The 20,877-nt window shown below is 46.3% G+C and carries 20 protein-coding genes and 1 pseudogene; 12 read left to right on the top strand and 9 right to left on the bottom strand.

Features of this window, described 5'->3' with window-relative positions; all coding sequences use genetic code 11:
- Positions 1–12: 12 nt before the first annotated feature.
- The 3 genes from AC3EBE_RS23650 to AC3EBE_RS23640 form a co-directional block, all read right to left on the bottom strand.
- A complete protein-coding gene (locus tag AC3EBE_RS23650) occupies positions 13–834 on the bottom strand; it encodes a carbohydrate ABC transporter permease (protein WP_488597479.1) in 822 nt (273 codons plus the stop codon).
- Entirely contained in the window at positions 834–1,694 is an 861-nt protein-coding gene (locus AC3EBE_RS23645) for a carbohydrate ABC transporter permease (protein ID WP_488597478.1), read from the bottom strand. Before AC3EBE_RS23645 ends, AC3EBE_RS23650 begins: the two co-directional genes overlap by 1 nt.
- A 188-nt stretch (positions 1,695–1,882) precedes the next feature.
- The gene (locus tag AC3EBE_RS23640; RefSeq protein ID WP_488597477.1) at positions 1,883–3,190 is read right to left on the bottom strand and encodes an ABC transporter substrate-binding protein; all 1,308 of its coding nucleotides are present in this window, start codon (positions 3,188–3,190) and stop codon (positions 1,883–1,885) included.
- 422 nt (positions 3,191–3,612) lie between these two features.
- Between AC3EBE_RS23640 and AC3EBE_RS23635 the strand changes: the two genes are divergently transcribed.
- Complete coding sequence (locus tag AC3EBE_RS23635; protein WP_488597476.1) at positions 3,613–4,488, top strand: Cof-type HAD-IIB family hydrolase; 876 nt, start codon at positions 3,613–3,615, stop codon at positions 4,486–4,488.
- 15 nt (positions 4,489–4,503) lie between these two features.
- Complete coding sequence (locus AC3EBE_RS23630; RefSeq protein WP_488597475.1) at positions 4,504–5,601, top strand: PQQ-dependent sugar dehydrogenase; 1,098 nt, start codon at positions 4,504–4,506, stop codon at positions 5,599–5,601.
- 200 nt (positions 5,602–5,801) lie between these two features.
- Here the strand turns inward: AC3EBE_RS23630 and AC3EBE_RS23625 are convergent, their stop codons facing one another.
- The 3 genes from AC3EBE_RS23625 to AC3EBE_RS23615 are packed head-to-tail and all read right to left on the bottom strand — an operon-like array spanning position 5,802 to position 8,234.
- Entirely contained in the window at positions 5,802–6,458 is a 657-nt protein-coding gene (locus AC3EBE_RS23625; RefSeq protein WP_488597523.1) for a TetR/AcrR family transcriptional regulator, read from the bottom strand.
- A gap of 32 nt (positions 6,459–6,490) precedes the next feature.
- Entirely contained in the window at positions 6,491–7,522 is a 1,032-nt protein-coding gene (locus AC3EBE_RS23620) for an ABC transporter permease (protein WP_488597474.1), read from the bottom strand.
- A complete protein-coding gene (locus tag AC3EBE_RS23615) occupies positions 7,512–8,234 on the bottom strand; it encodes an ABC transporter ATP-binding protein (RefSeq protein WP_488597473.1) in 723 nt (240 codons plus the stop codon). The genes AC3EBE_RS23620 and AC3EBE_RS23615 overlap by 11 nt, the downstream gene beginning before the upstream one ends.
- 209 nt (positions 8,235–8,443) lie before the next feature.
- Between AC3EBE_RS23615 and AC3EBE_RS23610 the strand changes: the two genes are divergently transcribed.
- Positions 8,444–8,779: a hypothetical protein gene (locus AC3EBE_RS23610; protein ID WP_488597472.1), complete on the top strand. Its 336-nt coding sequence runs from the start codon at positions 8,444–8,446 to the stop codon at positions 8,777–8,779.
- 325 nt (positions 8,780–9,104) lie between these two features.
- Here AC3EBE_RS23610 and bshB2 read toward each other — a convergent pair whose 3' ends face one another.
- Together bshB2 and AC3EBE_RS23600 are read right to left on the bottom strand one after the other, a co-directional pair.
- The gene (bshB2, locus tag AC3EBE_RS23605) at positions 9,105–9,776 is read right to left on the bottom strand and encodes a bacillithiol biosynthesis deacetylase BshB2 (protein WP_488597471.1); all 672 of its coding nucleotides are present in this window, start codon (positions 9,774–9,776) and stop codon (positions 9,105–9,107) included.
- A 36-nt stretch (positions 9,777–9,812) separates the two neighbouring features.
- Positions 9,813–10,160 (bottom strand): YojF family protein, encoded by a 348-nt coding sequence (locus AC3EBE_RS23600; RefSeq protein ID WP_488597470.1) that lies wholly within the window; start codon positions 10,158–10,160, stop codon positions 9,813–9,815.
- A gap of 585 nt (positions 10,161–10,745) precedes the next feature.
- Here AC3EBE_RS23600 and AC3EBE_RS23595 point away from each other — a divergent pair.
- Positions 10,746–11,102 (top strand): DUF2512 family protein, encoded by a 357-nt coding sequence (locus AC3EBE_RS23595; protein ID WP_488597469.1) that lies wholly within the window; start codon positions 10,746–10,748, stop codon positions 11,100–11,102.
- A 73-nt stretch (positions 11,103–11,175) separates the two neighbouring features.
- On the opposite strand, the gene pdxK is transcribed toward AC3EBE_RS23595, so the two are convergent.
- On the bottom strand, positions 11,176–12,000 hold the full coding sequence (pdxK, locus tag AC3EBE_RS23590) for a pyridoxine/pyridoxal/pyridoxamine kinase (RefSeq protein ID WP_488597468.1): 825 nt from the start codon (positions 11,998–12,000) through the stop codon (positions 11,176–11,178).
- 581 nt (positions 12,001–12,581) lie between these two features.
- Between pdxK and fdhD the strand changes: the two genes are divergently transcribed.
- From fdhD to AC3EBE_RS23550, 8 genes and pseudogenes are all read left to right on the top strand, one after another.
- Complete coding sequence (gene fdhD / locus AC3EBE_RS23585; protein WP_488597467.1) at positions 12,582–13,376, top strand: formate dehydrogenase accessory sulfurtransferase FdhD; 795 nt, start codon at positions 12,582–12,584, stop codon at positions 13,374–13,376.
- A gap of 54 nt (positions 13,377–13,430) precedes the next feature.
- Positions 13,431–14,003 (top strand): twin-arginine translocation signal domain-containing protein, encoded by a 573-nt coding sequence (locus AC3EBE_RS23580; RefSeq protein WP_488597466.1) that lies wholly within the window; start codon positions 13,431–13,433, stop codon positions 14,001–14,003.
- Positions 14,004–14,015: 12 nt separating this feature from the next.
- Positions 14,016–16,412: pseudogene (gene fdnG, locus AC3EBE_RS23575) on the top strand (formate dehydrogenase-N subunit alpha); the annotation flags it as partial.
- Positions 16,412–17,245: a 4Fe-4S dicluster domain-containing protein gene (locus AC3EBE_RS23570; protein ID WP_488597465.1), complete on the top strand. Its 834-nt coding sequence runs from the start codon at positions 16,412–16,414 to the stop codon at positions 17,243–17,245. The pseudogene fdnG and the gene AC3EBE_RS23570, both read left to right, overlap by 1 nt.
- A complete protein-coding gene (locus tag AC3EBE_RS23565; protein ID WP_488597464.1) occupies positions 17,238–17,945 on the top strand; it encodes a formate dehydrogenase subunit gamma in 708 nt (235 codons plus the stop codon). Before AC3EBE_RS23570 ends, AC3EBE_RS23565 begins: the two co-directional genes overlap by 8 nt.
- A gap of 238 nt (positions 17,946–18,183) precedes the next feature.
- Positions 18,184–18,993, top strand: coding sequence for a formate dehydrogenase accessory protein FdhE (locus AC3EBE_RS23560; RefSeq protein WP_488597463.1), 810 nt, complete (start codon positions 18,184–18,186; stop codon positions 18,991–18,993).
- A 16-nt stretch (positions 18,994–19,009) separates the two neighbouring features.
- Positions 19,010–19,609 carry a molybdenum cofactor guanylyltransferase gene (gene mobA, locus AC3EBE_RS23555; RefSeq protein WP_488597462.1) on the top strand — a complete coding sequence of 200 codons (600 nt, stop codon included), beginning with the start codon at positions 19,010–19,012 and terminating at the stop codon, positions 19,607–19,609.
- 33 nt (positions 19,610–19,642) lie between these two features.
- The gene (locus AC3EBE_RS23550; protein ID WP_488597461.1) at positions 19,643–20,875 is read left to right on the top strand and encodes a molybdopterin molybdotransferase MoeA; all 1,233 of its coding nucleotides are present in this window, start codon (positions 19,643–19,645) and stop codon (positions 20,873–20,875) included.
- Positions 20,876–20,877 lie beyond the last annotated feature (2 nt).

The following is a 20,877-nucleotide window of genomic DNA, read 5'->3' as shown; positions in this document are numbered from 1 at the left end:
ACAGCAGGACGCTTATTTGACTGAGCCTTCGGAAACGCCCTTGATGATTTGCTTCTGAAGGAAGAAGTAAATGATGATGACTGGAATGATCGCGATCGTCAATCCTGCCAGCGCCAAATGCCACTGCTTTGTATACTCGCCGAAGAAGAAGAACATTTTCAGCGGGATGGTTTCCATGCCTTGCTGGTTGATGACCAGGGAAGGCAGCAGGTAATCGTTCCAGATCCAGATGATGTTCAAAATCGCGACTGTTACAGACACTGGCTTCAACATCGGGAAGATGATGTACCAGAAAATCTGGAACCTGTTTGCTCCATCAATTGTTGCTGCTTCATCGAGGGATTTTGAAATCCCGCTCAATGTTCCATGGTAAAGGAAGATGGACAAGCTCGCACCAAATCCAAGATACATAAACACCAATCCAGCCCTGTTCAGCATTTCGAGCTTACCGAAGATTGATACCAATGGAATCATGACCGATTGGAAAGGAATCAGCATCGCTGCCACGAACAGCATGAAGATGATGCCGCTTGTTTTTCCGCCTCTTCTTGATAGGGCATATGCCGCCATCGAAGAGAACACGATGATGACCGCTACAGCCAGGACCGTAATCAGGACGGAGTTGAAAAAGGTTTTGATAAAATCAAGGCGCTCAAACGCTGTCACATAGTTATCAAATGTAAAAACATCCGGAAGCTTGATTGTATCCTCGAACATTTCACGCTTCGTTTTAAAAGAGTTTACGATCATGAGATAGAAAGGGGAGAGCCAGACCAGGGCCAAAATGATGCCAAGAATTTCAAGGATGATTCTGCCTTGCTTTTTCTTTTTCATTACATCTCGACCTCCCGTTTCTTATTGATGTAAACCTGAGTCAATGAAATCACAGCGACAATCAGGAAGAAAATGACGGCCTTAGCCTGTGCGAAAGCCATGGCATTCTCAACGAATGCTGTTTTGAAAATCTCCATCGCCACCATTTGGGTGGAGTTGTACGGACCGCCGCCAGTCAGGCTAAGGTTTTGGTCATAAAGCTTGAATGAATTTGAAAGCGTCAGGAATAAGCTGACTGTGAACGCAGGCATGACAAGCGGGAACGTTACATGCCAGAATCGCTGGAGGCTGTTTGCTCCATCAATCTCAGCCGCTTCAAGCAGCTCCTGAGGTACACCTTCAAGGAATGAGATGTAGATGACCATGATATAACCAGCCATTTGCCAGCTCATCAAGATCGCCATTGCCCAGAAACCCGTTTCCGTAGTGGAGAGCCAGCCTTGCAGGCCTTCAATACCAAGAATTTCGCCGGCACTTGCGAATACTTTTGTAAAAATGAACTGCCAGATGAAGCCTAAAATAAGTCCGCCAATCAGGTTAGGCATGAAGAAAATCGTTCTCAGGATATTGTTGGTTTTGAATTTTTGCGTTACAAGCAATGCCAAAGATAGGCCAAAGAAATTGATCAGGAACACGGAAACAACCGTGAACTTCGTCGTGAACCATAACGCATCCTTGAATTCCTTCTCTGCGAATAACGCTTTGTAATGTTCAAGACCTACAAATGATGGTGTCTTAATCCCGTTCCAATCCGTGAATGAGTAGTAAACTCCGTATGCAAGCGGCAGAATCACAACTACAGCAAGCGCGAACAACGCTGGAGCAAGGAAAAGCCAGTACCAGAGATTCCGGTTACGCATCTGTAAATCCTCCTGTCTATGAATGCCCGGTAAAGGGGAATACATGAATTAGTTTGGTGAGTGAAAAATCAGTGTGGTTTGTGCAAGCGTTTGTACAGTTTCTTTTTCTAGTAGTTTACTTTTTTAAAAAACAGTAGGAAACAAAACAGCCGGAGCCGTTCTGTTTCCCTCTTGTTGTGAAAAAATTATTACTTGCGAGCGTCTGCCCATGCTTTAGATGATTCTTTAACAAGCTCATCCCAGCTCATTTCGCCGCTCACGTATTTTTGGATGTTCACGCCAAGCTTTTCTTGTCCCCAGCCTGTTGGGTAACCCATGAATGTCCAAGCCAATGTTTTGCCAGCTGAAGAGTATTCATAGATTTCTTTTGCAAGTGGATCAGAGATTTTGCCAGCATCATATCCTTCATAAGCAGGAATGAATTTGAAGTCTTCGATTACAGCTGTTTTACCTTCTTCAGAAGTGTACAGCCAGTCTAGGAATTCTTTCGCTGCTGCTACTTCTTTTTCGTCCTTGTTGCTGTTTACAGCCCAGTACATTGGTACGCCTACAGGGATTGAATCTTCTTTGTAGCCTTCAACAGGGATAGGAAGGATGCCTACACCGCTGTTAGCAAGCTCTTCGTCGATGCCTGCGATTGAACCAGATACCCAGTTACCTTGCTGGATGATAGCAGCTTTGCCAGTAGAGAATAATTCTTCAACTTGCTTAGCGTAGTCAAGGCTTACAGTTGGCTGGTCAGAGTATTCGTTCTGAAGGTCAAGGATCTTCTTGAATGCATCGCCATGCTCAAACTTAACTTCCTTGGATTCGAACGCGTTGATTACGTTCTGGTCGAATTCAGGAGCAAGGAACACGTTGGACAGGTGAAGTCCTGTTACCCAAGTTTCTTTTGCTGGAAGTGCGAATACTGAAGTAAGGCCAAGGTCCTTCTTTTTGCTGTCAAGAGTCTTCACTGCTTCTTCTAAAGCCTTGTAGCTAGTGATGCTCTTAGGGTCGATTCCTGCTTTTTCAAAAATGCCTTTATTATAAATGAAGCCATAGCCTTCCTGGTTGTATGGAAGTCCTAGTACTTTATCGTCTTTTGTTACACCTTCAAGCGTTCCGCTAAGGGCAGCTTTTGCCGCTTTCGTATCAGAAAGGTCAGCAAGCTTATCCTGCCAGTCTGCAACGTCCTGAGGTCCGCCTACGTTGTAAATAGTAGGTTCATTGCCTGAAGCGAACTTGGATTTAAGTGCAGCGCCGTAATCCTCACCGCCGCCAACTGTCGTAATGTTGATGTCGACGTTCTTGTGTGCGTCTTCATAAGTTTTTGCAAGGTCTTCAAACTGATCCTTGAATTCCACTTTGAACTGGAAAATGTCAACGGTTACTTGATCTCCGCCTTTTTCTTTGTCCCCGGAAGCTTTGTCATCGCTTGATGAACATCCCGCAAGGCCGCCGCCAACTAACAGGCCAAGAGAAAGAACTGCTGGAAATAGCTTTTTTGCTTTCATTGTTGAGATACCCCCAAAAATATTTGTTTTTTGCATGCAACCACATGCGTTCCGAAAGCGTTTGCATATATTTGCATAGATTCATAGAAGACAGACGCCATATACAACACCTTTAAAACGCTTACATTCAAAAGATAAAAATAAGGAAAACACTGATATTGCTTGGTTGAAAAGCGTTTTTCCCTCTTGCTATCCTCGTATGCAAACGATTGCAGCTGTGGATTCATAATAGCATATGAATCTTTTAATGACAATATGTAAGTTTTGAAGAAATTTAAATTGATAGTCTATTAGTAAAACTCAACGCAATTCCCGGCTGGCAGGGCAGAACTAGTATATACACGTATCATTTGATGTTATGGGATTGAAGGTCTATCATGGGAACAAAGTGATAATAATAGTAGTAGAAGGTGAAGGCGAACATGATTAAATGTATAGCAACAGATATGGATGGAACATTATTGACCGCGGCCCAGGAAATCACAGCTGAAAACCGGGAAGCGATTTTACAGGCGCTTGAAAAAGGTGTGGAGGTCGTGGTTGCGACTGGCCGTTCCTATCAGGAAGCCAGGTTTGTGCTTGAGGAAGCTGGCCTGAAGCTCCCGATGATTTGTGTGAATGGAGCTGAAGTACGCTCCAGTGACGGGAAGATCATTTCTTCAAGCCCTTTACAAAAGGAGCAGGCAAGGCAGGCAGCACTGCGGCTGGTTGAAAGCGGCGTTTATTTTGAGGTATACACGAACCAGGGGACGTTCACAGAGGATGAGGATAAAGCGATCTCAATCATCGTCGATATTTTTTCAACGGCGAATCCGGAAATCCCGATCGAACAAATTGCTAAAGCAGCAGAGGAAAGACTGCATAAGGGCCTGGTGCGGACAATCGAACATTATGACAGGCTCTTTGAAGAGGACCAGTATGAAATTTATAAGCTGCTGGCTTTTTCTTTGGACCCGGAAAAATTGGCTGCTGCAAACAGTGCACTGAAGGAAATCGATGGCCTCGCGATCAGTTCATCAGGCAGTGAAAATATTGAAATCACCAGCCTTGAAGCGCAAAAAGGGGTTGCACTGGAAAAATTCGTGCAGTCACGGAGCATTAGCCTGGAAGAAACGATGGCACTTGGCGACAATTTCAATGATGTGTCGATGCTGAGAAAAGTCGGAAAGCCGGTTGCGATGGGCAATGCGGTTGAAGAAATCAAGGCATTATGCGGCGAGGTTACATTAACGAATGAAGAAAGCGGCGTAGGAAAAGCGATTCTGGCTGTCCTTGGGGATGGGCAGAGAACTATATAAGGAAGGTTTGGTGTCATGAAAAGATTATTGTATGTGTTAGCTGCGATCCTTATGGTCCTTGCCGGATGCACCAGTGGTGAGGAGGAAAAAAAACCTGCGGAAAAGGAAGCGAATCCTGATGGGCAGGAGACTGTGGCCCAGGTCAGTGATCTGGAAGCTGTCGCTGAAAACCTCCAGGTTCCATGGTCGATCAATAAGCTGGGAGATATTTTTTACCTTAGCGAACGTCCTGGCACCATCGTGAAGGTTGAAAATGGCACGGCCAAGCGGCAGAAAGTGTCATTAAAGAAGGAGCTTTCGCAGGCTTCCGAAGCAGGATTGCTTGGTTTTGTGCTTGCGCTCGATTTTCAGCAAACCAATAAGGCATTCGCTTACTACACATATGAAAATGGCACCGGTCAATTCAACAGGATTGTGGAATTGACATTAACAAACGATGTATGGACCGAGGGCAGGCTGTTGCTCGATAAAATTCCGAGCGGCCGCTTCCACCATGGCGGAAGGCTGAAGATTGGCCCGGATGGCAAACTGTATGCAACGGCTGGGGATGCAGCGACAACTCCTGAAATTGCCCAGAACCTTGGCTCGCTCGGCGGGAAGATTTTACGCATGAATCTCGACGGCTCGGTACCGGAGGATAATCCATTTGGAAACTCTTATGTATATAGCTATGGCCACCGAAATCCACAGGGGCTTGCCTGGGGCGAGGATGGAACCATGTATGCAAGCGAGCACGGGCCATCCGCCCATGATGAAATCAATGTCATTGAGCCAGGAAAGAATTATGGCTGGCCGGAAATCACAGGCAATGAAACGAAGCAGGGAATGGTGACTCCGCTCTTCCAGTCAGGGAACAATACGTGGGCACCATCAGGAATAGCATTTCATGATGGGAAGCTTTACGCTGCAACCTTGAGGGGCAATGCATTAAGGGAATTCGACCCTGTCGCGAAAACAACGGGAGAAGTGGTCACGGGTGTCGGCCGGATTCGGGATGTGCTGATCGAAGGTGACTATGTTTACTTCGTTACCAATAATACTGACGGCCGCGGCACTCCTGCAGAAGGCGATGACAAGCTTTATAGGGTGAAAATTGCCGATTTATTAAAATGAGCAGAGGGAACAGCTGAAAAATGAGGCTGTTCCTTCTTTTTTGTGGCTGTTTGAAAGTGTTGGATCAAGTTGTGAGCAGTTGGCGCATGTTTTTATAGCGAAAAATTATTTATATAGCAATAAAGCATTTTATAGCGAACTGGAAATAATTCAAGATTTTTTCCATGGTGAAAAAAGGCCGAGCACAAATGCCCGGCTTTTTACTTGCTATTCGGCCCGCCCAATCCATGCATGATGAATTCAACGGTTCTTTCTATCTCAGCTTCATCGTCCCAATCTGCTTCAGGCAAGATCATATAGCGGGCAAGCAGGTAGCCGAAGATCGTGGACAGCGACATGCGGAACACGCTGTAGGCAGGTATTTCAATGAGCTGGCCTTTTTCCTGGTAATGCTCCACGATCTTTTCGAAACGTGCATACACCTTCAGCGCGATATGCTCCTTGAACAAATCCTTTAACTCGGGATGGAACGGGATCTCCTGGAGCAGGATTTTTACAGTGGACAGGTTTTTGACCAAAAAGTCGCGGCGGTTCACGATGATCGCCTTAAGGAAATCCTCGACATGCTCATAATCATGGTTAAGGACCTTATTAAGATCTTTTATGATAAAAGGTGCAACAAACTTTGCCATCACTGGAGAAACAATCGCCAGCAGCAAATCCTTTTTCGTTTTATAATGTCGGAAAATCGTGCCTTCCGCTACCCCGGCTTTTTTGGCAATTTCGCTGGTGGAGGTGGCTGAATAGCCTTTTTCGGCAAAGGACTCGATCGCAGAGACGATTATTTTCTTCTGCTTGTCGGTCAATTCTTCTTCTGTATCAATAAATTCATCAATGGTCAGGTCGCGATCTGTCATCATTATCTCCCTCCGCGAGTAGTGGCGGCCATTTAGACTGCGCGGTGTTTTCTCAATGCTAGAATGTTGAGCAGGATGAATCCTGCAGAGAAACCGGCCATAATCAACAGATTACCATAAATGGCATCCCAGCCATAGCCTCTTACCATGATATCACGCAAAGCTTCGGCCGCATAATAGAGTGGCGTGATCGGGCCAAGCCAGCTCAGCCATCCGGAAATGGTATCGAGGTTGATCAGTCCCGAGAAGAAGAACTGCGGAACGATGATGATCGGGATGAACTGGATCATCTGGAATTCGTTGTTCGCAAAAGCGGAAAGCAGGGTACCCAGCGTCAGCGCCGTCATCGATAGCATCAGGGTGATGAGCAGGACGTAAATAAACGAGCCCTCCATCAGCATGCCCAACACATAAATCGCATACCAGGCAATCAATGTCGCCTGCAGCATCGTGAAAATCCCGAAGCCAATTACATAGCCAATCACGATTTCCCATTTGCGGAGCGGGCTTGCAAGCAGTTTTTCCAGCGTCCCGCTTGTTCTTTCACGTAAAAAAGAAATACCCGAGATGATAAAAACAAAAAAGAAGGCAAAGAATCCAAGCAATACCGGTCCGAAATAATCGAATTGCCCCATATCTTCAGAGCCGTGGAGGTAATCCACATCCATTTCCAGCCTAGCGTTTTCTGGGAGCAGCGGCTTTGTCGCCTGCTGTATCCACTTCATTACTGCGCCATTGACTGACGGGTCACTGCCCTCAAGGACGATTTTATCAAGCGCTGGCCCTTCAAAAACAATGTAGCCGTCGATTTCCTGTCCGGAAGTATCTTCCCTTGCCGATTTTACAGATTCATATTCTGTGATCTTGGCATCTTTTAAATCGAGTTTTTCCATTAATGTTTCTGGAGCATTGACGAGACCGACCTTGGGTATATAATCGTCTCCATTGAAAACCAGGTGAAGCATTGTCAGAATGATGAGGGGAGCGATGAGCATCATGGCCAGTGTTCTTTTGTCCCTCAGGAATTGGCGGATGATCCTGATTACTAAAGCATTAATTCGCATGCTGGGCACCTCCATAGGCTAAAAATGCTTCCTCGACACTGGAGGAACCAGTTTTGTTTTTTAATTCATCAGGCGTCCCGACGGCAATCAGGCTGCCATCGCGAATCAACCCCAGTCTGTCACATTTCTCGGCTTCATCCATGACATGGGTCGTCACAATCAATGTCTTGCCATTTGCCTTTAAATCATAGAAGCCATTCCAGATACTTTTGCGAAGGACGGGGTCAATCCCTACTGTTGGTTCATCGAGAATCAGCAGCTCCGGTTCATGGAGGAGGGCCGCTGCGAGCGATAAACGGCGTTTCATACCGCCAGAATAATTGGTTACGAGTTTATTAAGGTGTTCAGATAAGTCCACGAGTTCCATTACCTCTAGGATCCGCTGCTTCCTCCGGGCCCCGCTTAAACCAAACAGGCTGGCGAAAAATTCAAGGTTTTCTTTTGCCGACAGCTCCGTGTAAAGTGCATCGGATTGAGCCATGTAGCCAATTTTTTCAATAAGCTGCAGGGAGGGCATTTTCTGGCCGAATAAATAGTTCTCTCCTTCACTTGGCTGGTCCAAGCCGACAAGCTGTTTGACAAGCGTTGTCTTTCCGGCACCTGAAGGGCCAAGCAGGCCGAATATCTCTCCATTTTCGATATCTAGATTGATATTCTTTAAAACTTCATGAGTACCATAGCGTTTTGAAACATTTTTAATGGAAACGATCATTATGGAATCCACCTTCCTTTTTAAAAGTAGTGAGTAATCACTCACTATTTGATACTAAGAATATATCATCAAGAGTGAAATGTAAAGTGAGTAATCACTCATTTGTGCTGAAGGTCAGTTTTTATAATTAAGGCTGCTTTAAATATATGGTAATATGGTAGTAAAGAATGAATATAACGAAAATTAAAATAAATTACGAGGTGGACTTGGTGTTTGGAAATAAGAAAAGGTTAATCCTGGTCATCGTTCCGCTGCTGATTATCGGTGGATTAATCCTATTTGATGCCAATTTGGATGTTTACTCGATCAAAAAGACCGGCACCCTTGTTTATAAGAATCAGGAGTTTCACACAGGATATGATACTTATAAGAAATTTTATATCAATGGTGAAAGAAATTTTAAAATTGACAAATTGATTGGCAAAACGGATAACAGCAAGTTCATCGGCTTCAAAGAATCTGTCTGGAGTATCGAAGGGGTACCGGCAGATGAGGTTGTGTTTGTTAAAGGGCTGATGATTGAGGGGATTTATGAGAAGGATTAGAAAGGCATAGAGAGATAGGAATTAGTCATGCCTGATGTAAAAAAATAGGCTGTTTTCGCAAAGTTTGTTGCTATCACCAATGTTGAATTAAGATCCTGTTGATTGTAGTGGAAGGCGCGCAGACTCCTTCGGGATGAAGCGGGACAGGTGAGACCCCGCAGGAGCAAAGCGACGAGGAGGCTCACCGCACGCCCCGAGGAAAGCGAAGCGCCTGGAACGGAAATCAACAGCCTTTTATTGCATAGCCTTCTTTAAAAAGCCATATATAATAGCAACAAAGTATTAGAAAAGAGCCAAAAAAATCCACCAAAACTGGTGGATTTCCTTACTCAGCAAACTTATAAGTCCAGAAACGTTCATTATTCAGCCATGCCATTGTGGCAGGGTCCTTCTCTTTCAGCTTATCAGCCATATCAGCAAGCATCAGCTCTGTCTGGGAGCGGTGAGCCCTGATGGCTTCGAGCTTTACATCAGCTACTGCACTGATATCATGGACAATATCAGCCTGGCCCAGCTCCTCAACACAATTGCGCGAGAAGGCTACACAGTGCAATTTCGGCCTGTCTGCTGCCGGGATTTTTTCGACGGCCCTTACTACCGCTGCACCTGTTGCCTCATGGTCGGGGTGAACTGAATAACCAGGGTAGAAGGTGATGACTAAAGAGGGATTCAATTCGGTAATCAATGATGACATCAGGTTCGTCAGCATGTCTTCATCTTCAAATTCAACCGTTTTATCACGGAATCCAAGCATCCTTAAATCAGATATGCCAAGAGCGCGTGCCGCATCCTTCAATTCCTTTTTCCTTATAGCCGCCAGTGTTTCCCGATTGGCAAATGGCGGATTCCCCATATTGCGTCCCATCTGGCCGAGCGTCAGGCAGGCATATGTGACAGGTGTTCCCATATTCACATGAGATGCAATCGTCCCGGAAACGCCAAACGCCTCATCATCTGGATGAGGAAACACTACAAGTACTTGTCTTTCTTTTTCCATATTCAAATCTCTCCTTTCAGCCAGCCTGAAAACATCTTATTCAAAAGGCGTTTCGCTAATCTGCAGAGCAACAGCGAGCTTTCCGCTGAAGTCATGGCCAGCCAGCAGCAGCCTTCCTTTATCATCAATCTCAAAATGTGTGATTCCTTCAGCATAAACCCAGCCTAATGGAATTTTTAGTCCAGTCCGATATGGTCCTTCACCCGTGATTTTTGCGCGCTCGTATGTAACCTTCGCGTTGCGGATGTATGCCCCTGATGAGAAAAATGACTCATTATTATGGGAAGCATAAGCCCCGTTTGTTGTTTCAAGGTGAATATAAACTTCCTTATTTTTAAAACTGTCCAAAGCCTGCTGGACATCCTGCACTATAACCGGATCCATCCATACTCCTCCTTCCGTGTTCAATGCCGCCCGGTCCTCTTTCGGAGCCTTTGAATGCCCCGATGAATGAAGTTCCCACTTTATGTTAGCCGATTGAACAGCCTTCTATGATAAAAAAATAGCTGCAGCACCATTCATGGATGCTTTTTTGAATACATACTGATATAAGAGTACTTTTCTACGGAATGTTTTAAGGAGGTCCTGTATCATGACCTCTTAAAGCAATAGACCTCGCTTACTTAAGTCAAACCATGCAAGTGAAAAGACCCTTGTAAATCGATATATCCATATTACTAAAAAATCCTTCTGAAAGCGAAATGTACGCTCGGGGGTTTTACAAAGGCTGTTTTCGTAAAGATTGTTGTTAAAATCCAAAAGCTGATTTCAACGTGATAAAAGCCATTTTGTATGCCGGTACTAATTTAGCAAGCTCTTTTCTCATAATAAGCGATAAGTTTGGGAAGAAACTTGAGTAATTCAATCCTATTTTTTAGTCAATAGCAACAGAGTTTGAAAAAAGAGCCTTTACAAAAAATGTTTATTAAGGGTGAAGGGTGGAAAAAGTTTAGCAAAAGGAGGGGTTCCATGGAACATGCAAAGGCAGTATTGATAAAAGGCATCATGACGTTTGCCGTTCTGCTTCTCATTTTTGGCAGTTATACAGGAGTTGGCGAAATCCTTCTTCTTACAATTGTTCTTGGTGCTATATCCTACTTTGCCGGAGATTTGTTTATTTTGCCTAAAACAAGCAACCTGACAGCGACTTCTGCAGACTTGATTGTGTCGTTCATTGTGATCTGGGGAATGGGATTGATGTTATTTGACAACACTGGCAACTTGATTGGCCCAGCGCTTTTCGCAGCATTATTGATAGCTGCCGGGGAATGGTTCTTCCATAGCTATATGGCTGATAAAGTACTTCGAATAAATCGGAAAATATAAAAAGGATGGCGGCTGCCATCCTTTTTTCTTATGCATTGAACCACGTGCCGGAATTTACAGGCTTGTATTAAATTTATTCGCCTCTGTTGCCGCCTGAGAATTGGTTGAACGCAAGGTGCGTTGTTGGCCCTACATATTCATTCAGTCTGAAGCCATGCTTGATTGCCTCAGTGATGAAGCGTTTTGCCACATCCAATGCTTCAGGGACTGATTTGCCCTTGGCAAGCTGCGCTGTGATCGCAGAAGCGAATGTGCAGCCCGCGCCATGCGTGAAGCTTGTTTCCACTTTTTCAGACTCGAAAAGTGTGAAGTCTTTGCCATCATAAAGAAGGTCAACTGCTTTTTCATGGTTAAGCTTGCTGCCGCCCTTGATCATGACGTTCTTGGCACCAAGGTCATGGATCTTGGCAGCAGCTTCCTTCATGTCATCGATGGTGCGGATTGGGCCAGTTTGAGCCAGCTGCCATGCTTCGAACAGGTTCGGAGTCACAACTGTTGCTCTTGGAAGAAGCAATTCTCTCATTGCATCTGTGTTTTCAGGCATTAATACCTCGTCTTCCCCTTTACATACCATAACAGGGTCGATGACAACTCGGTCCAGCTTGAACTCATCGATTTTGCGGGCAGAAAGCTCAATGATATCGACAGTTCCAAGCATCCCTGTCTTCATTGCGTCAATTCCGACTGAAAGAATCGTTTCCAGCTGCTTCTCTACTAATTCAACTGGCTGAGGGAATACCTCGTGATGCCAGTGATTCTTTGGATCCATTGTCACGATTGTCGTAAGGGCAGTCATACCGTAAACCCCAAGCTCCTGGAACGTCTTCAGATCAGCCTGGATCCCAGCTCCGCCACTCGTATCAGAACCCGCAATCGTCAAAACCTTTTTCAACGCCATACCAAAACCTCCAATTCAAATCATGCCCGCTTTACCACACTAACGCACCGGGGGTCAGACCCCCGGCGCTGTGACGCGTTAAAGTGTGTGGCCGCGGACTGTTTTTATTTGCTTTCCTTTGATTATACCAATTCCTTTGATTTAGACAAAGGGAGGGGACTTGGAGGAAGAAATTAACTTTTTGCGATTTTGTGGCATTGACGGCTGCCGTGATGAAAGTTACTGAGGGAGGTATGGATTTTCGGTTAGGATGGGAGGAGTGAAATTTGGCCCAGGCTGAGAGAAAAAGGTTTTTCGTGAATGGAAAATCTTGAATTGATAGTTTGTTAAAAAAATAGACAATTTTCATCTATATTTTTGTAACAATTGAAGCGGTTTCCAGCAGCCGTTTTCCAGTAAATTAAAGGTGTAGGGGTATAAATCCTTTTTTCATATTTAGATGTTTTACAAATATAGAAAACGTAATAATCAAAGTTTGTGAGATATTTAACAGTCTTTCAAATCCATCAGCATTACCATTGATGGAAGATAGTGATTGCTGCAGCATATCCCGGAGAAGAGCACAGTGAGGGGTGAAGAAAATGAACAAGAAAGGCTGTCCCGATGAATTTCCCATCAGTCTTAGGCTGAACGGTTTTGAAATTGCTGTCTTCCAGCTGACCAATCAGGATCTGACAGATTGGGCATATGGTTATCTGTACTCAGAAGGATTGATTGACCGTGCGGAAGATGTGGTGACCATAGAGTTCAATGAGAAGCGGGGGACTCTGGACGTCACCCTGTGCAATAGCTTTGAGCCTGAGCAGATGTTCTCGAAGAAAAAGCATTATACAGCCGGCTGCGGCCGAGGTGTGACCTTCTTTTCGATGACGGACGTGAAGAAGTTCAATAAAGTGAATTCAGATGAAACATATCCGCTTACTTATCTGCTTAAAAAGCGCGCTGAATTTGCACAGAATTCGCCGCTTTATCTTGAAACAGGCGGCATGCACGGTGCCTGCATCATCCTTGAAGATGGCAGCATCGAGGTCCGGGAAGATATCGGCCGGCATAATGCTGTCGATAAGATCATTGGCCACGCAATCAGAAAGCGCTTGCAGCCCGACCGGCTCGTCCTGCTTACCACCGGAAGAGTGTCATATGAAATGCTCTCTAAAGCAGCAAAGTTCGGCTTTGCTGTGATAGGTTCCCGGACCGCAGCGACGAAGCAGGCTATCCAGCTGGCCAGGTTCCTCAATATTGAAGTCGTTGGCTACCTGCGCGGGAAAATGGCCACTGTCTATACAAAGGCTGGGAGGATCACGGATGATTTGAATCCGCCCGCTTCCGCAGAGGAACTCCTTGAAAGGGGGGAAGCCCATCAAGTATTGAATTGAATCTGCTTATGGGATTAGGGATATTCAAGCAATTAAAGGGAAGGAGAGAGAGAAATGGTTGAAATCAACCTGAATCGCCGGCAATTCCTGAAGCTGTCAGGAGCAACTGCCGCAACACTGGCTGTTGTTGAGCTTGGCTTCAATGAAACAGAAGTCCGCGCGAAAACAAAGGATTTCAAGATTGCCAAAGCTACTGTAACACCAACCATTTGTCCATACTGCGCTGTGGGCTGCGGAATTTTAGTCCATACAAAAAACAATGATGTGGTATATACGGAAGGGGATCCGGACCATCCCATCAATGAAGGAAGCCTTTGCAGTAAAGGGACGACCATCAGACAGCTGTACACTTCGGAAAAACGCGTCCTGAAGCCGCGTTATCGTGCACCTGGAAGCAATAAGTGGGAAGAAAAGGACTGGGGATGGATGCTTGATACCATCGCCAAACGCGTTAAAGAAACGCGTGACAAATCCTTCGTTGAGAAATCGAACGGAATTTTTGTCAATAAAACTGAAGCGATTGCCAGCCTTGGCGGCGCTGCACTTGATAATGAAGAAACCTATTTGCTCGCGAAAATGATGAGAGGGCTTGGTGTCACCTATTTAGAGCACCAGGCACGAATATGACACAGTTCAACGGTTGCCGGTCTGGCACCTTCATTTGGCCGTGGAGCAATGACAAATCACTGGAATGATCTGCAGCATACCGATTGCGCGCTGATCATCGGAGCCAACCCTGCTGAAAACCATCCAGTCAGCTTTAGATGGCTTTTAAAGGCAAGGGAAAACGGAGGCAAAATTTTATCAGTCGATCCACGTTTTACAAGAACATCATCACAGGCTGATACCTATGCCCCGCTTCGCTCCGGAACCGATATTCCTTTTATCGGCGGTTTGATCAATTATGCGATAGAAAAGAATCTATTCCACAAGGAGTATGTTGCTAAATATACAAATGCCTCCTTTATCGTCAAGGAAGGCTTCGAATTCAAAGACGGCTTGTTCAGCGGATATGATGCCAAAACACGCTCATATGACAAGGCGAGCTGGTCGTTTGAAACAGCGGAAGATGGAACTCCGGTTAAGGATGAAACACTCCAGCACCCTAGAAGCGTCTTCCAGCTGATGAAAAAGCACTACTCCCGCTATGACATTGACACTGTCACAACAGTAACAGGAACACCTAAGGAAGAATACCTGAAGATTGCTGACAGCTTCTGTTCAACAGGAAAGCCTGGCAAGGCGGGAACAATCCTGTATGCAATGGGGACAACACAGCATACAGTCGGAACTCAGAATGTCCGTTCATATGCAATGCTGCAGCTCCTTTTAGGCAATATCGGGATGCCTGGCGGAGGCGTCAATGCCCTGCGCGGAGAATCGAATGTCCAGGGCTCGACAGACTTTGGACTGCTATTCGGCGATCTGCCTGGATATCTGGGTGCTCCGAAAGAGCTTCCGGAACACGCAACCCTCAAGGCATATCTGGAAAAAGAAACACCTTCAGCCGGATACTGGAGCAATAAACCGAAATTCGTGGTCAGCCTTTTGAAGGCATGGTACGGCCCGAATGCCACAAAGGAAAATGAATTCTGCTATCAGTATCTTCCAAAAGGAAACAAGAACTACTCCCATATCGCGCTTTTCAATGCAATGTATAAAGGCGAATTGGATGGAGCATTCCTGTTTGGAACGAACCCCGTAGTCGGGGGCCCGAACGCAGGCAAGGAGAAAGAAGCATTAAGCAAGCTTGACTGGCTTGTAGCCATCGACCTTTGGGAAACGGAGACATCTGCCTTCTGGCAAAAGGATGCGGGAAGCGACCCATCCAAGATCAATACAGAGGTATTCCTGCTGCCGGCAGCATCTTCTTATGAAAAAGAAGGAACCGTTTCAAATAGCGGCCGCTGGATGCAATACCGCTGGAAAGCGATTGAACCAAAAGGCGAGGCAAAAGCAGACATGGAAATCATCCATATACTGGTGAAGCGACTCAAAGGCCTGTACAAAAATGAAAGCTCAGCTGCTGCTCGAGCAATCAATGCCTTGTACTGGAATTATGGCGAGCATGATCATCCTGATTTTGATCTTGTTGCCAGGGAAATCAATGGTTATTACACAAAAACAGGCAAACAGGTTGAAAACTTCGGCAGCCTTGCGGATGATGGCTCAACCTGCTCCGGCAACTGGATCTATTCAGGCTTTTATCCAGAAGAGGGCAACCTGTCCAAGCGCCGTGACAACAAGGATAATGGCATGGGCAATTTCCTGAACTGGTCATATGCATGGCCGATGAACCGCCGCATCCTGTACAACCGTGCCTCCGCAGATCCAAGCGGAAAGCCGTGGAGCAAGGATAAGGCAGTAATCTGGTGGGATGCCGCAGCGAAAAAATGGACTGGACACGATGTTCCTGACTTTAAAGCGGTAGTAGCACCTACTGATAAAGGCGGCACGAACCCATTCATCATGACAAAGGATGGCGTGGGCGGAATGTTTGCCCCAACGCTGAATGACGGACCTTTCCCTGAGCATTACGAACCGTTTGAAAGCCCAGTGCCAAATGTATTTTCAAGCCAGGAAATCAACCCGACCATCAAGGTATGGGATGGTGACTTCAACCTTAAAGGCACGAAGAAACAGTATCCGATTGTCGCGACAACATACCGGGTAAGTGAACACTGGCAGTCTGGCTCGATGACAAGGAACCAGCAATGGCTTTCTGAATTAATGGGCCATATGTATATCGAAATGAGCGAAGAGCTCGCGAAGGAAAAAGGCATCAAGAATAAAGATCAAGTCATCGTTACGTCCGCGCGCGGGGAAGTCAAAGCGTATGCGATGGTGACGAAGCGCTTCAAGCCGCATACAATCAACGGCAAGAAGGTCCACCAGATCGGCATGCCTTGGCACTTCGGCTATAAAGGATATGCAACAGGGGATACAGCGAACCGCTTAACACCTCATATCGGGGACGCCAACACGATGATTCCTGAGTATAAGGCATTCCTCTGCAACGTAAGGAGGGCTGACTGATGCCAAAGGCGGAATATGTAAAATTTGTCGATGTCACTAAGTGTGACGGCTGCCGTGCATGTATGGTCGCCTGCAAGAACTGGAACGACCTTCCTGCTGAGCCGGAGGAGTTCCAGGGCAGTGTCCAGTCACATGCAAAAGTGACAGCCAATACGTGGAATGTACTGTCATTCATTGAACACGAAAATGGAAAAGGCAATCTTGAGTATCTTTTCCGGCACTCCTCCTGCTTCCATTGCACCGAAGCAGCCTGCGTTAAGGTTTGCCCGGAAGATGCGATGCATTACACAGAATTCGGCACAGTCGATGTGAATACAGACAAGTGCGTCGGCTGCGGCTATTGCGTCCAGAACTGCCCATTCGATGTCGTCCAGCTGGCAACATACAAGGACAAGAATGGCAAGGAGTACAAAAAGGCACAGAAATGCACGATGTGCGTTGACCGCCTTGAGGAAGGCATGCAGCCTGCCTGCGTGACAACCTGCCATACTGACGCAATGGAATTTGGCACAAAAGAAGAAATGCTGAAGAAGGCTGAAAAACGCCTGAAAGAAATCAAGGACCGCTTCCCGAATGCCATGATTTATAACCCAGAGGGAGTCGGCGGCACCCATACGATTTATGTGCTAGCTGAAAGGCCGTCTGTGTACGGTCTGCCAGAAAAGCCTAAGGTTCCGACATCTGCAGTAGTCTGGAAGGATTACGCACAGCCAATCGGAAAAATGATGCTGGGAGCCACAAGCATGGCACTCGTAGGCGCATTTGTCACCAGCAAGCTGTTCAATAAAGAAGGCAAGGGACATGAAGAGGATGGAGGCGGCAGCCATGAGTAAACCGCAAAAATCAGATGTGAAGGTAAAACGTTTCTCAAAGGGTTTTGTCGTTGCGCATGCTGTGAATGCCATTTCCTTCTTTGCACTTTATATCACGGCGCTGCCGATGTATACAGAATGGTTTGACTGGCTCTATCCAGTGCTTGGCGGACCGGAGGGAGCCCGCCTGCTCCACAGGATTTTCGCGGTTGCATTCATCACGCCGACATTCATTTGGCTGATTATGGACCCTAAAGGCCTCCTCCGCTCGGGCAAAGAGCTTGTGACCTGGAAAAAGAGAGATTTGCAGTTCTTCACCGAATTCGTGAAGGAGCTGTTCGGCTTTAGATTCAAGCATGTCAAACAGACATTCTTTAACGCCGGGGAAAAAATCAACTCAATCATCCAGATCCTGACGGCAATTTTGATCATCGGATCAGGCTTCCCAATGTGGTTCCCCCAGCTGTTCCCAAAGGTGATGGTCCAGTGGGCGTATGTAGCGCACAATATTGGTTTCGGATTAGCGATCGCAGTCGTGGTTGGCCATATCTACCTCAGCGTCATCCACAAAAATTCAAGACCAGGCTATACCGGTGTCATCACCGGCGAAGTTCCTGCATGGTGGGCAAAGGACCATTATACGGAATGGTATGAAGAAGAAGTCAAGAAAGGCAACTTCCCTGACCTTGATAAAAAAGGCAATAAGAAGAAGGGTGCGTAATTGCTAGGTTCTGTTATTTCAGAATGTTAATTTTGATAATGCTGTTGATCGAAGCGCCTGGAATGGAGATCAACAATCTAATTTAACGGAGCCAATTTTAAGAAAGGTTTATGATGAGAGTTTTTAGCCGCTATAAATGCTAGGACTACTACTCTCTTAGAAGAACCTTCATCAGGGGGAATGGCAGCCATAATGGAAGCCATTCCCTTCAAAATTTGATATGGAAGAGGGGCTCAGCATGAAGAAGTCCGTTGTTTCGAAAGATTACCAGAAATTGCAGAAAGATATCATCAGTTTGCAGGAGCAGTGGAAATCCAGCATTGACCTTGACCGCATCAGGCCAAACCTGGATAAAGCGGCTATGGAAGCAGGTGTACCGGTCACTGCTTTAGCGGCTATTGACTTTGATATATCACTATTTTTACAGTGGATAGAGGATATGAGAGAATTATTAGCGAAATATCAACCAGACCTGGAACACTCTATGGAAAGAATCCAAAGGTTGCTGGATGAAGAAACGGCGGTTAGGTGGATTGATGAAGCCTTCGCTTTGAACCATATATATTTTGCCGGCTTTGCCGAAGAGAATGGGCTTGATAGCTGGATTCCTTTGTTCCTGGCGGAAACAGTGCTCCGTCCTTATTTGCAGCTGACAGCTGAAAAAGTTCAGCAGGCTATCCAGTATGGGGTCCATGGCGCTGGCTGTCCTGTTTGCGGGGAACCTGTCCGCCTCGCCCAGATTGAGGATAACGGCAAAAAAGTCCTTCACTGCCCGAGATGCCTTGCACACTGGCATGATAAGAAGATTACCTGCTCGCATTGCGGCAATGAGGATCATGAAACCGTTCAATTCCTGACAATCGAAGGGGAGTCGGCTGCCCAGATCCAGGTTTGCGATGTATGCAAGGGGTATACCAAAATAATCGATACACGACAATATATCATAAAGCCTACCCCGGCTATGCTCGACCTGAATACGATCCATCTGGATTTTGTTGCCCAGGAAAACGGCTATAGTGCGGCAGGAGATATAAAACTGAAAAATTAGAAGAAGGTGCTAACGGATGAAAGCCGGAGCTATTATTTTATCAGGCGGAAAGTCCAGCAGGATGGGTTCAAACAAAGCTCTCCTGAAAATTCGCGAAAAAACGAATATTGAGAGAATTAAGGATGAGCTAAAGCATGTATTCGATGATATAATTCTAGTAACGAATGATCCTGAAACCTATCAATTTTTGAATATGAAAACGGTCTCAGACCACTTTCCCGGTTCTGGGCCGCTTGCAGGAATCCACGCAGGCCTTGAGGCTTCAGACTACGAGGAGAATTTTGTCGTTGCCTGTGACATGCCATTTGTATCAGCGGAGCTTGCGGCGAACCTTGTCAGGATGCTAAAGCACCATGACGCGGTTGTCCCGGTAATAGAGGGCAGGCAGCATCCGCTTTTTGCAGCATATCAGAAAAGGACAGCACAGGACGCCAAAAACAGTATCGAAGAGGGAGATCTCAGGATGAAGAACCTTCTCGGCGGGCTGGATGTGCGATATCCGGATGAGGCTGATTTGAAGCTATACTGTGAAGGCAATCTTGAACGTGTCTTTTTCAATATGAATCGCCCCGAGGAATACGAGGACGCGAAGAAGTGGGCTGAATCCGACCGATAGTTTTTTCAGGTGCCAGAAAGGAAGTTAGGCAGCATGCAATTTTTCAAAGTGAAAACAGTTGAGGAGACTCTTGCATTAATAGACGAGAAAATCGGGAAGGTGACGGAGGCCGAAATTCGCCCTCTTGATGAAGCATTGCATTATATCCTGGCTGAGGATGTCATCGCAGCGGAGAATGTCCCGGGGTTTGACCGGTCAACCGTTGATGGCTATGCGGTCATTGCCAGGGATACCTATGGCTCTTCTGAGTCGATGCCGGGCTTTTTGAATGTGGCCGGCGAGGTGCATATGGGCGAAGAGGCGGTTAAGGCAGTCGGCAGGGGAGAAGCAATCTACGTTCCGACAGGCGGGATGCTTCCCCCAGGCAGTGACAGCGTCCTGATGATCGAGCATTGCGAGGATATCGGCGGCCTGCTAAATACCTATAAGCAGATTGCCCCGGGAGAAAATGTCATCCGTGCCGGAGAAGACATCAGGGCTGGCGAAGTCCTGCTTGCACAAGGAACGAAGCTGCGCCCGCAGGAGCTTGGTGCTCTCGCTGCACTCGGTATTTCCCGGGTAAAGGTCTACCGGAAGCTGAAAGCTGCGTACCTTTCTTCAGGCGATGAAATTGTCCCGTTTGAAACAAAAAACCTGGGAACAGGGCAAATCCGTGACATCAATTATCTGACCGTCAAAGGATTGGCCAATGAGTGGGATATCGATGTTATTTATGGCGGGATCACCCGCGATGATTTTCAGGAATTTTCCGCAAAAGCGCGCGAGTTATATGAACAGGCAGACTGCCTGATTTTATCCGGAGGCAGCTCTGTCGGAACCAAGGATTTCACCACTGAAGTCATTCAGTCGCTAGGTGACCCGGGCGTATTTGTCCATGGTATATCAATTAAACCAGGCAAGCCAACGATTCTGGCACTTGCTGATGGCAAGCCCGTCATCGGCCTTCCGGGTCATCCGGCATCCGCGATGATTATCTTCAAGCTGTTTGGGGAGCGGGTTTTCCGGAGATTGAAGGGTGAGAGGATCGAAAACAAACCGGAACGGATTTTTGCAAGGATTGTTAAAAATATTCCGTCCTCACCAGGAAGATCCGATTATATCAGGGTCAAGCTGGAGGAGAAGGACGGAGAATGGTGGGCAGAGCCGATTATCGGCAAGTCCGGCCTGATTACAACTTTGGTGAAAAGTGATGGAATCGTTGAGATTGTTTCTGAAAAAGAAGGCATTTCTCAGGGAGAATACGTTCCAGTCATTTTGACGAGATAGGG

The organism is Mesobacillus sp., from assembly GCF_057785455.1.
The sequence above is the reverse complement of the archived record's forward strand: the minus strand, read 5'-3'. Positions and strand labels throughout refer to the sequence as shown.

Bases quoted from the DNA above. Each gene is read 5' to 3' on its own strand.
- AC3EBE_RS23650 (WP_488597479.1), bottom strand. From the start codon at position 834: ATGAAAAAGAAAAAGCAAGGCAGAATCATCCTTGAAATTCTTGGCATC.
- AC3EBE_RS23645 (WP_488597478.1), bottom strand. From the start codon at position 1,694: ATGCGTAACCGGAATCTCTGGTACTGGCTTTTCCTTGCTCCAGCGTTG.
- AC3EBE_RS23640 (WP_488597477.1), bottom strand. From the start codon at position 3,190: ATGAAAGCAAAAAAGCTATTTCCAGCAGTTCTTTCTCTTGGCCTGTTA.
- AC3EBE_RS23635 (WP_488597476.1), top strand. From the start codon at position 3,613: ATGATTAAATGTATAGCAACAGATATGGATGGAACATTATTGACCGCG.
- AC3EBE_RS23630 (WP_488597475.1), top strand. From the start codon at position 4,504: ATGAAAAGATTATTGTATGTGTTAGCTGCGATCCTTATGGTCCTTGCC.
- AC3EBE_RS23625 (WP_488597523.1), bottom strand. From the start codon at position 6,458: ATGACAGATCGCGACCTGACCATTGATGAATTTATTGATACAGAAGAA.
- AC3EBE_RS23620 (WP_488597474.1), bottom strand. From the start codon at position 7,522: ATGCGAATTAATGCTTTAGTAATCAGGATCATCCGCCAATTCCTGAGG.
- AC3EBE_RS23615 (WP_488597473.1), bottom strand. From the start codon at position 8,234: ATGATCGTTTCCATTAAAAATGTTTCAAAACGCTATGGTACTCATGAA.
- bshB2 (WP_488597471.1), bottom strand. From the start codon at position 9,776: ATGGAAAAAGAAAGACAAGTACTTGTAGTGTTTCCTCATCCAGATGAT.
- AC3EBE_RS23600 (WP_488597470.1), bottom strand. From the start codon at position 10,160: ATGGATCCGGTTATAGTGCAGGATGTCCAGCAGGCTTTGGACAGTTTT.
- AC3EBE_RS23595 (WP_488597469.1), top strand. From the start codon at position 10,746: ATGGAACATGCAAAGGCAGTATTGATAAAAGGCATCATGACGTTTGCC.
- pdxK (WP_488597468.1), bottom strand. From the start codon at position 12,000: ATGGCGTTGAAAAAGGTTTTGACGATTGCGGGTTCTGATACGAGTGGC.
- fdhD (WP_488597467.1), top strand. From the start codon at position 12,582: ATGAACAAGAAAGGCTGTCCCGATGAATTTCCCATCAGTCTTAGGCTG.
- AC3EBE_RS23580 (WP_488597466.1), top strand. From the start codon at position 13,431: ATGGTTGAAATCAACCTGAATCGCCGGCAATTCCTGAAGCTGTCAGGA.
- AC3EBE_RS23570 (WP_488597465.1), top strand. From the start codon at position 16,412: ATGCCAAAGGCGGAATATGTAAAATTTGTCGATGTCACTAAGTGTGAC.
- AC3EBE_RS23565 (WP_488597464.1), top strand. From the start codon at position 17,238: ATGAGTAAACCGCAAAAATCAGATGTGAAGGTAAAACGTTTCTCAAAG.
- AC3EBE_RS23560 (WP_488597463.1), top strand. From the start codon at position 18,184: ATGAAGAAGTCCGTTGTTTCGAAAGATTACCAGAAATTGCAGAAAGAT.
- mobA (WP_488597462.1), top strand. From the start codon at position 19,010: ATGAAAGCCGGAGCTATTATTTTATCAGGCGGAAAGTCCAGCAGGATG.
- AC3EBE_RS23550 (WP_488597461.1), top strand. From the start codon at position 19,643: ATGCAATTTTTCAAAGTGAAAACAGTTGAGGAGACTCTTGCATTAATA.